Source organism: Collinsella aerofaciens, from assembly GCF_964283865.1.
GTDB lineage: Bacteria > Actinomycetota > Coriobacteriia > Coriobacteriales > Coriobacteriaceae > Collinsella.
This window is the reverse complement of record NZ_CAXYLS010000012.1, coordinates 48876-61772: the sequence shown is the minus strand read 5'-3', so window position 1 is coordinate 61772 and position 12897 is coordinate 48876. Positions and strand designations below refer to the sequence as shown.

The 12897-nt window shown below is 57.5% G+C and carries 11 protein-coding genes; 2 read left to right on the top strand and 9 right to left on the bottom strand.

The window, feature by feature from the left end:
* Nucleotides 1-131: 131 nt before the first annotated feature.
* From ACRX4W_RS07310 to ACRX4W_RS07270, 9 genes are all read right to left on the bottom strand, one after another.
* Entirely contained in the window at nt 132-1082 is a 951-nt protein-coding gene (locus tag ACRX4W_RS07310; protein WP_089573042.1) for an L-lactate dehydrogenase, read from the bottom strand.
* Between the two features lie 201 nt (nt 1083-1283).
* Nucleotides 1284-2447, bottom strand: coding sequence for a pyridoxal phosphate-dependent aminotransferase (locus ACRX4W_RS07305; RefSeq protein WP_006234344.1), 1164 nt, complete (start codon nt 2445-2447; stop codon nt 1284-1286).
* Nucleotides 2448-2564: 117 nt separating this feature from the next.
* Nucleotides 2565-4553 carry an NAD(+) synthase gene (locus ACRX4W_RS07300; RefSeq protein WP_432299844.1) on the bottom strand — a complete coding sequence of 663 codons (1989 nt, stop codon included), beginning with the start codon at nt 4551-4553 and terminating at the stop codon, nt 2565-2567.
* Between the two features lie 133 nt (nt 4554-4686).
* Entirely contained in the window at nt 4687-4965 is a 279-nt protein-coding gene (locus tag ACRX4W_RS07295) for a DUF4160 domain-containing protein (protein WP_117635420.1), read from the bottom strand.
* Nucleotides 4958-5227 (bottom strand): hypothetical protein, encoded by a 270-nt coding sequence (locus ACRX4W_RS07290; RefSeq protein ID WP_117635421.1) that lies wholly within the window; start codon nt 5225-5227, stop codon nt 4958-4960. Before ACRX4W_RS07290 ends, ACRX4W_RS07295 begins: the two co-directional genes overlap by 8 nt.
* A 183-nt stretch (nt 5228-5410) precedes the next feature.
* Complete coding sequence (locus ACRX4W_RS07285; protein WP_432299842.1) at nt 5411-6319, bottom strand: AEC family transporter; 909 nt, start codon at nt 6317-6319, stop codon at nt 5411-5413.
* A gap of 58 nt (nt 6320-6377) precedes the next feature.
* The gene (locus ACRX4W_RS07280; protein ID WP_432299840.1) at nt 6378-7589 is read right to left on the bottom strand and encodes a hypothetical protein; all 1212 of its coding nucleotides are present in this window, start codon (nt 7587-7589) and stop codon (nt 6378-6380) included.
* Nucleotides 7590-7707: 118 nt separating this feature from the next.
* Nucleotides 7708-9132, bottom strand: a complete 1425-nt coding sequence (locus ACRX4W_RS07275; RefSeq protein WP_117735277.1) for a PTS transporter subunit EIIC — start codon at nt 9130-9132, stop codon at nt 7708-7710.
* A gap of 267 nt (nt 9133-9399) precedes the next feature.
* A complete protein-coding gene (locus tag ACRX4W_RS07270; protein ID WP_117655301.1) occupies nt 9400-10236 on the bottom strand; it encodes a PRD domain-containing protein in 837 nt (278 codons plus the stop codon).
* Nucleotides 10237-10484: 248 nt separating this feature from the next.
* On the opposite strand from ACRX4W_RS07270, the gene ACRX4W_RS07265 reads away from it, so the two are divergent.
* Complete coding sequence (locus tag ACRX4W_RS07265) at nt 10485-11447, top strand: hypothetical protein (RefSeq protein ID WP_432299838.1); 963 nt, start codon at nt 10485-10487, stop codon at nt 11445-11447.
* 140 nt (nt 11448-11587) lie between these two features.
* Nucleotides 11588-12871 carry a hypothetical protein gene (locus tag ACRX4W_RS07260; RefSeq protein ID WP_432299836.1) on the top strand — a complete coding sequence of 428 codons (1284 nt, stop codon included), beginning with the start codon at nt 11588-11590 and terminating at the stop codon, nt 12869-12871.
* Nucleotides 12872-12897 lie beyond the last annotated feature (26 nt).

Sequence of the window (12897 nt, the reverse complement as noted above, 5' to 3'; positions counted from 1 at the left end):
GCTCGACCTTCTCCCTGCTGTACATGCGAACCTCCAGTCCGGACCGCCCCGCGGTCCAACTTTCTGTCCGCACCCCCGACCGTGTGGACTCGGACGCCTTCATTGTAGCTTTTCGCTCTCGCGAGCTTGATTTAGCAGGAGAAGTCGACGCTGTCGATGATGTCCTTGAGGGCCTTGGCGGAGGCAGTGAGCTCATGCTGCTCGTCATCGTTCAGCGGCACGGGGACGCGGCAGACAACGCCGTCGCGGCCAACGACGGTCGGCATGGAGATGGCAAGATCGGACAGGCCGTACTCGCCCACCATGAGCGAGGAAACGGGCAGAACGGTCTGCTCGTCACGCATGACGGCAGTGCAGATGCGCTTGACGGCCATGGCGACGCCGTAGTAGGTGGCGTGCTTCTTCTCGATGATGGTGTAGGCGGAGTTCTTGACGTCCTCGGCGATGCGCTTCTCGGCAGCCTCATGCTCCAGATGACCGTGAAGCTCGCAGAAGGTGTTCAGCGGAACGCCGGCAACCTGAGCGCTGGACCAAGCGACAAACTCGGAGTCGCCGTGCTCACCCATGACATAGGCCTGGACATCGCGCGGGTCGACCTCGACGTGGGCACCAAGCATCTGCTGCAGACGGCCGGTGTCGAGCACGGTACCGGAACCGATGACGTGGCCCTCGGGCAGGCCGGACATCTTGATGGCGGCGTAGGTCAGAACATCGACCGGGTTGGAGACGATGAGCAGAATGCCGTCGAAGCCGGACTTCTTAATCTCGGGGATAATGGACTTAAAGATGCTGACGTTCTTGTTGACCAGGTCCAGGCGAGTCTCACCGGGCTTCTGGGCAGCGCCAGCGGTGACGACGATCATGGCGGCGTCGGCGACATCGGAATAATCGCCGGCGTAGATCTTCATCGGCTCGGCAAACGTCATACCGTGCGCGATATCCAGGGCCTCACCCTCGGCGCGGTTCTTGTCCACGTCGATGAGGACCATTTCGGAGAACAGACCGCTCTGCATCAGCGCGAACGCCGAAGACGAACCGACGAAACCGCAGCCGACAATAGCGACCTTCTTCTCGTTAACCATTAGAAACTCCCATCTCTCTCCACAAACAAGCCACCCGGGAACGACCCGAGCGGCTTGTCGTAATCCCAATACATCCAATCGGGACTTTGATTATGCTCCTATTCGCAGCCAAAAATCGACCGTTTACCGAAATTGTTTGCAGGATTCGTAAAATAACTGCACGAAATCGGTTTCGAGCTATTGACGAGTCGAAACAGGTTTCTAATACAGACCCGCCTCGCGGATGGCCTCGACAGCCAAAGCAATCTGGTCGGGCGGCAAGACCAGCGCCATGCGCACGTGCCCCTCGCCCGAAGGACCAAAGCTCGCGCCCGGCGTCACCACAACGCCGGCCTTCTCCATGAGCTCCTCGCAAAACGCCATGGAATCGGTGCGACCACCGGGAAGCTTGGCCCACACAAACATAGAGCCATGCGCGTTGGGACGCTCCCAGCCCAGGCCCTCAAGACCGTCGCACAGGGCATCGCGGCGCTCCTGGTACTTCAGACGCTGCGCCTCGACCTCATCGCGCGGACCGTTCAGGCAGGCGATAGCAGCCTTCTGGATCGGGAAGAACATACCAAAGTCGATCTGGCCGCGCAGCTTGGCAAAGGCCGAGACCACATCCTCGCGACCGACCAAAAAGCCGATACGCGCACCGGTGACGTTAAACGACTTGGAGAGCGAGAAGAACTCAACGCCCACCTCGAGCGCGCCGGGATACTGCAAGAAGCTGCCGCCCGGCTCGCCGTCGAACACGATGTCGGAGTATGCGTTGTCGTGAACGATGAGCAGGTCGTGCTCGCGGGCGAAAGCGATGATCTCCTCGTAGACCTCGGGCGTGCCCACCGAGCCCACCGGGTTGGCGGGCAGCGACACAATCATGTACTTGGCACGATCGGCCACCTCGGGATCGATACCCGCCACATAGGGCAGGTAATTGTGCTCCGCCACCAGCGGATAGTACTCGAGCTTGGCATCGGCGATCTTGGCACCTGCCTCAAAGACCGGGTAGCACGGATCGGGAACCAGAATGGTGTCACCCGGATCGAGCAGGGCAAGGCCCAAATGGCCAACGCCCTCCTGCGTGCCGTTGCACGACTGCACCATAGACGGCGTAATGCCCGAAACGCCAAAGCGACGCTCGTAGTAATCGCACACGGCTTGCTTGAGTTCGGGCAGGTCGCGCAGGGCATACTTCCACATCTCGGGGTCCTGGGCCGCTTGCGTGAGCGCCTCGACCACGTGGTCGTACGGCTTAAAGTCGGGCGTGCCCACGCTCATGTTGTAAATGGTCTTGCCCTGAGCCTTCAGCGCAAGCAGTTTGTTGTTGAGCGAGGCGAAGACCTCCGCGCCAAAGCGGTCGAGACGCTGCGATGCCTGCATGGTGCCACCTTCCGATATAAAAAAGCGGCGCTCCGACAAGAGCGCCGCGCGATACGGGCCATCAGATTGCAAAAGTGTAACGCTTGCAACCCCCGTATTGGTTCAATTTAGCCGACCTTAGTCAATGGGATTGAGCGCGTCGATCTGCGCAAGCCACAGACGCGAGCTGGCGTCACTCGGCATACGCCAATCGCCGCGTGGGCTGAGCGTCACCGAGCCCACCTTGGGACCATCGGGCAGGCAGCTGCGCTTAAACTGCTGGGCAAAGAAGCGACGGTAGAACGTACGCAGCCACGTATGGATGGTGACCTTGTCGTAGACACCCTCGAAGCTCTTGAGCGCCATGCGATAGATCTTGCCCGGCTCAAAGCCAAAGCGCAGCAAATAGTAGAGGAAGTAGTCGTGCAGCTCGTAGGGACCCACCAGGTCTTCGGTCTTCTGCGCGATCTCGCCGTCGCCCGTGGGCGGCAGAAGCTCGGGCGAGACGGGCGTGTCGAGGATGTCAAGCAGCGTGGTCGCGATGCGCCCGCCAAAGACATCGGCCGCATAGCGAACCAGATGACGCACGAGCGTCTTGGGCACGCTCGCGTTGACGGCGTACATGCTCATATGGTCGCCATTGTACGTAGCCCAGCCGAGCGCCAGCTCCGACAGGTCGCCGGTGCCGATGACAAAGCCGCCAGCCTGGTTGGCCAGGTCCATCAGAATCTGCGTACGCTCGCGCGCCTGGCTGTTCTCGTAGGTCACGTCTTGGACGGCCGGATCGTGCTCGATGTCCTTAAAATGCTGCTCCACGGCCGCATGAATCGAGACCTCGCGGAAGGAGACACCCAGGTCGCGGGCGAGCGACTCGGCATTGGACTTGGTGCGGTGCGTCGTGCCAAAGCCGGGCATGGAGACCGCCGTGATACCCGTGCGCGGCAGCCCCAGTGCATCGAAAGCACGCACAGTCACAAGCAGCGCCAGCGTGGAGTCCAAGCCGCCCGAAAGACCGATAACAGCTGCCTTGGTGCCCGTATGGGCAAGGCGCGTCTTGAGGCCCGCAGTCTGCAGGTCGAGGATGGTCTCGCAGCGCTCGGCCAGATCGCCGTGGTCGGCCGGCACAAAGGGCGCACGCGGGAAAACGCGGTCGATATCGCAGGCATCGCGCAGGACGGGCTCTTCGGCCAACACGCCCTCAAACGAAAACTCAACAGTCGTGGCCTCCGGCGCATCGTCGGCGCGTGTCCACGTCGTCGAGCGACGGCGCTCGGCAACCAGACGGTCAAGATCGACGTCGGCGATGGCCATGTCACAGGTGAGAAGCCTGGTCGCGGCAAGCTTGGAGCCGTTTTCGTAGATAAGGTTCTCGCCCGCAAAGACCATGTCGGTCGTGGACTCGCCCTCGCTCGCGTCTGCGTAGGCATAGGCGCAGTACAGGCGTGCGCTCTGGTTGGAGATGAGGCTGCGACGGTAATCTGCCTTGCCGATGATCTCGTCCGAGGCTGACGGGTTGAGGATCACCGTCGCGCCGGCAAGCGCCATCTCGGTCGAAGGGGGCGCCGGCACCCACAGGTCCTCACAGACCTCGACGCCCAGCACCAGATCCTCGGCGCCCTCGTCACAGCAGCGGTAGACAAGCCCCGAGCCAAGCGGCACCGGACCCTGGCCGGCAAATTCAACCCACACGGGATCGACGGGCGCCGGAGCGAACCAGCGGCGCTCATAGAACTCACCATAGTTGGGCAGATACTTTTTGGCCGTAAGGCCCAAAAGCTCGCCCGCACAGCACACGGCGGCGCAATTGTAGATGTTTTCGGCCACCGCAACGGGCAAGCCAATGGTAAAGACGATCGGCAGCTCACGGGTTTCATCGAGGATGCGCACAAGCGCCGTCTCGCAGGCATGCAGCAACGTGCGGTTATGGAACAGATCGGCCGCAGTATAACCGGTCAGGTTAAGCTCGGGCAACACCAACGCACGAACGCCGCGCCCAGCAGCCTCGCGAACAGCCGCCAGCGCAACCTCGGCATTGCCCTCGACATCGGCCACGCGAATCTTGGGCGAGGCCGCTGCCGCGCGCAAAAAACCGTCGTTCTCAACTTGACCGTTTAGAAAATCGTTCATGCGAGCTCCAGCACATCCGTTAGCCGCAACGAGCGGCGGCGATATAGTCCGCCTCCATTGTACTGTCAAGTTCAATCAGCACAGATGGGACAAGCTCATGATTAAAATTGGAAAAGAGAAGCCGGGATGACGTTTAGCAGTAGAACGAGATCTCGTCCACAAGGAAAAATGCCTTCCATTTAGAGCAAATCAATTCATGCTGAGCGGCGATGATTTCACAGAGGTCATCAAGCGTGCTCCGGGGGATCTTCGCTTTGTTATTAGCGACAATGCAGCCACCTCTTCGAGTCAGCCAGATTTTGGCCGAGTTATCTGAAGGCGCCCCCTTGCAAACATGGACATGGATTGGCTCGCCCGCTTCATTGGACCAAAAGAAGACCCGATAGCCGCCAATAAGAAAAAGGCTAGGCAACTTTAGCTCCTCCGTTTGCGGCGTAGCGATACAGCAGATGGGCGTTATTGCTCAGAAAAGTCTCAAAACCTCGCTTCTCCTCGTCGGTAAAACGCCCCTCCCACATGGTCCAATTGTAAGAAGGCAGCTCGCAACGAGCGGAGTCGAAACCCTCTGCCGTCGGTCGTTCAAAATGCACGATGACCTTTTCGATATCGCCATCTGTGATCAGGTCAGAATGAATGACCTCGGTACCATCTTCGAATGTCATATACGGGTACATCACGTAAACCACCTCGCAATCATTAATTCAGTTTAGCATCAAGCTAGTGCACCAATGATAGCAAGCCCCCTTGATGAGTTGATGGCATCTGTTGCCAGCACGATCAACGGCGGTCCGGATTGTTGGGCCCCGGCCATAATCGACCGCCACGAAGCGTTCATCCGCAGGTGCGTGGCATAGCGCCTAGAACACTAGCTGAGACAAGGACACTATCGCTGGCATAGTGAACATAGACAGAAGGGTGGTAACACAGACTGTTCCACATGCATATCGATAGTCCTTATTATGCTGCTGGGCAAAGATAGCTACATTCGCGCCGGTGGGGGTCGCAGCCGCAATCAGCAGCGCCATCTTAATTGACCTATCACATGGAAAGAGACATAGGAACAGGAGCGAAAGAATCGGAATGACAAGCAGCCTGACCGATGAGACGGCAAACAAGCTTTTCGCCCTCAGGAGCGCCATCAAATCAGACTGAGCAAGATAGATACCGAGAGTCATCATTGCTAGCGGAGTGTTGAGCCCCGAGATATACGAAAGCACTGACTGTGCCAGAGGGACCGTTGGGACACGAAGGATAAAAATCAAGAAACCGCCCAATAAAGCCATGACCATTGGACTTGCCAGGATCGCTTTAGGACTCATACATTTTTTAGACCCCGACAGCAGATACTGCCCGTATGTCCATTGCATAGCATTGAGAAGAGCGATCATGCACGTGATGAAAAACACGGCATCTTTTCCAAGCGCCGCTTCAACAAGGGGTATTCCCACAAATCCAGCATTCGAGAATGCCGCAGCAAAAATGTCGATGGGACGGCCCCTGAACAACAGGCGGGCAACAACGCAAGCGAGCAACAACATCGCCGCCGACAGCATTAAGGTCATTCCCAACTCATACATCCTCTGAAACGAATACTCGATCCAAAATGATTTGAGAATGATTGCGGGAATCACAAGGTTGATGAGCAACTTTCCGAATTCTATTGCAGCCTGCTCGCTCAATATGCCCAAGCGGTTTAGAGCGTAGCCCATTCCCATGAGCAAAAACATGATAAGGACTTGTTGGATGAGAGGTTCAATGATTGACACAATACATGCTCCGTATAATCCTGACCGGTTCATCTACCACGATGGTCTATAGCGCCCGCTATAGCGCGGCACCGACCGCCTGAATGATTCGCGCAACGAACGCATCGGCAACCCCGCGCGGCGTTCGCGAGTTGTAGGTTTCAAAATACTTGCCGTAGTCTTCCTGAGGCACAAGGTAGTTGCAGTACGTGTTCGCATAGCCGATAACAAAGACGTTGTATTGGCTAAACGCCCTCTTAAAATCCAAGCCTAATGTGCTACACGTATCGCATGGCATCGTGATAAAAATGCAGTTACCAATTACCGCAAACTGGCTCGGAAGCTCAAGCTCGATTTTCCCCATCGAGAGCTTAAGTTGTTGCCGCTTAAGGAGAAAGTCTCGCATCGGGCTCGCATCCATAGCCTCTATCCGATTGGTCATCTCGATCCAGTCCGGATCTGTTTTTGCATCGTAGACACTCTTCATGCTGATAGAGCCCCAACGCGGAGTATCAACTCTGAGTGCCGCGCGCTCACGCTTGGATTCAATTTGAGCGCAAAGTTCGTTAGCCGTGCGCTCGAGTTCGGCAACTCCCTCCCCTTGCCGATAGAAACGCGTCGACACATCCCCGCACGTTCCGTTGACGCAAAGTACAGGACAGCCATATTTCCTCTCCAAACGCTGCCTGACATGCCCAATCAAATCAGCAGAGAGGACGGCGCTTTTCCCATTAAGGATGGTAGGATGAGCAGATATGAACAGCATTTTTCCAATTGGGCGACCGCCTTGAGCGTCCTCAAACGAGAAAATACTTACCTGTTTATCGGCCGGACCGCCCTGAACATTTCGATTCCCGTACAGTCCCTCGATGCCTAACATCTCCATCGATACGGTCGCCTTCGACCTGGACGCCCATGCAGATACCGCCGCCTCGGTAGCCAAGCCAATCAAATCACTCGTCAATTCGGTTTCAGGTAACGTATCCTCGTAGGCAAGCTTAAAATAGCATGGTGCAGAATGGGTATGAATGCATGCGACGACGATATTGCTCGAATCGATGCCCGTTTTTGACGATACGGCGTTCTTGACCGAAAGGGAAAAATCTTTCGACACCATTATTGAATCGAGCTCGATAAGAATAAACGGGACAAGATCAACACAGACAGCGCTAGCGTTGGCCTCAATAGGATCAAGAACATCCGTCCAGGCACCTTTTCTGTTGTAGCCGCCCATGCGGCAAGGAGACTGGGGTGTTACGTCAATCTTCGAGATTCCAAACTCTATGTTCATTCCAACTCCAACTCTTCGCGGCACACGCCGCCCAAACATCGGAAATAGAAATACAAAAAGAGAAGGGCGTCATGGACGCCCTTCCAATGCGTCCTGCCACACGCAGGCCGTAGAAAACTTAACGCTCGGAAACGGGGCCATTCTCGAGCTCATCCGCCGTAAAGCCCAGGAAATACGTGCCCAAGGCGCTCACAAGGAAGCCTGCACCAGCAGCGATTCCAAAGTTGATGAGATTCTGGGTCCCGCCGCCCGCAAACGCGAGGAACTCCAAGAAGTTAGATGCCGCGCCGGCAGTATAAACCGTGGCTCCGAGAGCGATTGCAAGCGCACCGGCAACAAAGGATCCGATAATCTTCCAGACAAACACGCGGCGATAGCGCAGCATCATGCCGTAGATGAAAGGCTCGCCGACGCCTCCGACAATGTTTGCGACCAAATAGCCGAATGCCATGCTCTTCTCGTCTTTATCGCGCAGCTTGAGCCAGGTCGCCACCTCGCAGCCGAAGGTCGCCCAAAGGCTAACGCCCGTCGCAACCAAAACAAAGCTGTCGGTTCCCACAGTCATATAGTTAGCGATGGCAATCATCGCAACCGCCACATGCATGCCGGTAATAATCATTGGGCACCAAAGACCCGCCAGAATACCTCCTCCGAGGATGGCGGCGATACCACCGGAAGTACCAAGGAACTCAAAACCGGCGGCGAGGGCATTACCGGCCCATGAACCAACAGGGGCGAGAGCGCAGAGAGACACAGGAACAGCGACGACCATGGTAAGGAAAGGCGCGAAAACCGTTGAAAGGGTATCTGGCACATATTTGCGGAAGAAGCGCTCGATATAACTCATCGCCCACACGGACAGAAGAATGGGAAGGACCGTCTTTGTGTAGTTTGCGGCGACGCAGGGAATGCCATAAACGGAGAACTGAGCTCCATCGGTCGCAAGCTGAATCATGGTCGGGTCGATAAGAATGCCGCCCATAAAGGCACCGAGGACAGGCGTTACGCCAATGTTCTTAGCCGCATTATAGCCAAGGTAGATGGGGATAAAATAGAACGCTGCGTCATAAACCATGTTCATCAGAACATAAAGGTCGCTTGTGTCGGACAGCACGCCCGCCATCGTAGGTCCCAGCACCACCGCTACGGTCTTGAACAGGCCAGCACACATTAGGACGGGGATCATAGGCACCATGGAGCTTGACAGGTAGTTGAGGATGTTATTGCCAATAACCTTAGGTGTGAGCTTCTGCTTAGGAGCATCAAGGTTCTCGTCGATGGCGTCCTGCTTGGCAAAGCCGCCGATCTTGCAGAGCTCGTCATAAACCTTGGGCACGTTTTGGCCCACGATTACCTGGAACTGCCCTCCGGAGATTTGAGCACCCAACACACCGCCAATCTTCTTCACTTCTTTGATATCGGGGGCATCGATATCTTTGAGGTTAAAACGCAGGCGCGTCATACAGTGCGCAACAAACGTCACGTTCTCCTTGCCACCGACGGCCTCGAGCACGTCCGCTGCGATTTTCTTATTGTCAGTCATAGCTGAACTCCCTTGCTTTTCTGTCTTCCCGTTTGCGCACACGCGAAGAACCGATTACGGCAGGCCTGACACGAGGCAAATCGAGAAAAGCAAGAAGAAGACAAAAACAGAAGAGCCCCAAAGCACAAAGCGGACAGGGAACTGTCTACGTCATGCTTCGAGGCTCTTCTCGAATAACACCTTATGTGACTATGAAACTACATCCAACAGTTGCTTTTACGAAAGTCGAAACCGGCCAACGGTCAAACTTCAGCGGCGAGCGGTCGATTAGGACCTAGATCCCGCGCAGACGCGATTGACGTGGAGCATCAGGTAGACCTTCTCTTCATCGGCGAGCCCGGCGTCAAAGCGCTCTTCGATAAGCGCGGCCATGCGGTCGACGCACACGGCCACGTCGGGATGCTGCTCGCAGAGCGGTCCGTAAAGCGCGCCGTTCTCCGTGTTGAGGGGCTCTCCTGTCTGCACGCGTTCTAACAGGTAGCGCACGTGCGTGGCATAACGGCAAAAGTCAAAGCCGTCGCGGTCCACGCAAACCCCCAGCTCGGATTCGATAATCTTGGTGAAGCTCTCGAGCATCACCTCGTCCTTACGCACCGTATTGGATTTGGCCTTTGAAGACGAGGCGACCACGCTGTTGACGATACAGAGCGCGATACCGCTCGCCTCCCCCCGCGGCATCTTGACGTTGAAGCCGCGATTGATGCCCTCGATCGCGAACTTGGCGATCTTGTACTCAATGGGGTACATCTGCTGCACATCATAGGAGAGCGGCATCTGCACGAACATATGCTCGCGGCAGCGTTTGATGGCAAAGGCGATATGGTCAGCCATGGTAAAGGGAAGGTTTGCCGAGAGCTCGCGCGAGATGTTGGAGCGAGCGATATCGGCAATCTGGGCGGAGAACTCCATCACCTGAGGATCGATCTCGTCGAGCAGCGCTAGGTAGCGCGAGTCGACACCGTAGAAGGTTCGCTCGATCTTATCGAGTGTGACCTCATCGGGGCCATTGGGAAACCCGATACCGCGGCCAATTGCCACGAGTTCACGGCCCTTGGCGTTTACGCAGATAACCGTATTGTTGTTGATCCGCTTAAGGATTTTCATGACGCTCCCTACCCGGCGCAAGCAACAGCGCCGCGAGCCCGATTATTCCACGGGATTTCAAATCCGGTCAACCTTCCTTTCGACATCCGAACGATTCGCCCCGTCTTCATTCGATCAGCCTGAGAAGAAGTTTCGCGCTTTGGTGAGTTGATGGTGTTGCGGGCGAATCCATCTCCGGTTCACACCGACTGGGTACCCTGAGGGCTGAACAACCTGTCGCAGCACTAAACGAACCGGGAGGACCCCGTATGACGACTGAATATACCGACGCGCCGCGCACGCGCGTCATGACGCCGGCATCGCTCAACAACGGCGTGCACGAGAACCATTCCATCGGACAGACCATGGCCATCGCACCCAAAAAGGGCCTGTTTGACGACATTTCCATTCCCCAGATCATCGCCGGCGCCGCAGCTGCCGCCACGAGCGTCGCGCTTGGCTCCAAGATTGGTATCGCTGGTTCAGTAATTGGCGCCGCCGTGAGCTCGGTCATCACCGTTGTGTCCTCGCAGGTCTACCGCCACTTTATCTCTGCCAGCGCCGAAGCAATCAAGGGCACGCATGCCGCTGTCGACTACCCTGCCGGCGCCTACGAGCCCGTTGAACCCGATGTCGAGGAGCACCTAGGTGGCGCCGCGACCACGCAGGAGATGCGTCAGGTTGCAGGTCGCGCGACCACGGCGCGCGTCGCCCCCAACAGCCTGCGCGCCAAGGCAGCGGCAGAGCGCAGCCAGACGCAAAAGAAGGTCATCGTCTTCTCGATCGCCATCGCCATCGTCGCGGTCATCGCCTGCGCCGGCGCCATCCTTATCACCACTGCCGGAGAGGGTCTGGGTGAGCGCCCCGAGCCAATCCTTTCGTCGCGCACGACCGAGAGCGATGCAAATGGCACCGCCCAGTCACAAGATCAGCAGGCACAGACGGACGACGCACAAGACAGTTCTACCTCTGCCGATTCGTCATCGAACACCCAAAACCAATCGCAGGACACCGATTCTTCTGCGTCCAACAGTGGCACGCCGTCCGGCACGACCGACTCAAGCCAAACGACTGACGGTTCGCATCCGAGCACGGGCGGCCAGACGAGCGACAGCACTTCGGGAACGGGCACAGCAGACGGCAGCAACACCAACAGCTCGAACAGCTCGAGCGGAACCGCGTCCGGCACGGCATCCGACAACTCGAGCCAAGGCACGGCATCGGGCAACTAAGCACATTTTCCTCTCATAGATAACCGGCCTGTATAACGGGCGCGAATCGACAGCGGTTCGCGCCCGTTTGCCTTGGGCGCCGCCATGGCGAACGCTATGCGATGGTAAGATGCTTTACATGTGTAAAGAGGAGATTTGCCATGAGCAAGACAATAGTTAGGCCCACGCTTTCGCTGGGCAACCACATCTATCTGTATCGCCTGCTACGCGATGCGATTGGATGCGGCAAGCAAACGTTTATGACGCAGGTCGAGGAGGCACTCGTCGCGGGCGATATGACGGCCTACGACCTGGGCTTTGAGTCCACGCGCGAGTTGCTCGAAGAGCTTGACGACTGCATTAAGCTGACCGTCTTTAAGGGCGGGTGTCTGTATGCCACCGTCATCGCCAACGAGGCTTGGGATGCCGCTCTCGCCAAGGGCGAGGACAAGCCCAAGGCAGCCAAGGGAGCCAAGCAGTCCTACAAAAAGAAAAAGCGCGGTGAGAAGGACCTGAAGGCTGTGCGCCCCAAGCACGTTAAGCGCGCCGAGCCCGAGCCCGTGGCCGAAGTCGCCCCGGAACCCGAGCCCGAGACGGAGATCGAAGTCGCTATTGTGGTAACAGCAGAAGCCGAACCAGAAATCGCCGTCACGACCGATCCCGAAGTCATATCCGAGCAGGAAGCCACTGCTGAGTTCAACGAAGCGTCCAAGTCGACAACCGAAGAAGCCGCTGACCAACCCGAGACGCCTGCGTTCCAAAACAGCGATGTCTTTGGCAACGAGGCCGAGGACGATCAGCCCGAAGAACTCGCAGAACAGGACGCTACCGAGGCGGCATCGGAGCCCGAGGCACCGCAGCCCGCCATCTCGCTCACGGTCGTCTATGACCCCGAGAACGCCAACGCCGGCATCACCACCATGGCATCCACGCCCATCGAGGCAAAGCCGTCTGTCGAGGCAGAGGACGCCCCGCAAGCCGACGCCAAAACCGAGACTGAAGACACATCCGTCTCCGTGGAACCGACAGATTCCGCAGTTAAGCCAGAACCGGCGCCCGAGTCTGCACCCGTCATCGAGTCCGCATCCGCACCTGTCTATGACCAAATTCCCGCACCGGTACCGGCTTCGGTACCCGCAGCACCGACCATCCCCGAGGACTTCCCCGTCGATTTCGCAACCGAGGTCTTCTGCCCCGGCCCGTTGCTGCACCAGCTGTCGACCTATCTCCCCTACGGCGCCGACACCCTCGGCATCGTCGGCGAGTACTACTGGATCGCCCGCGAACGCGGCACCATCGAGGCCGCGCGAAACCGCGCAATCTTCCCCCTGCGCTACACGCAGGCCGGCGAGCGCCACGAAGTCACCGTGCGCATCCGCCGCAACACCACCGGAGGCCTCGGAGCCACCTGGACCGTCGACAAGGTTGAAGAATCCAACGAATAGCAAAACGCGGCGAACGTCACAAAAAC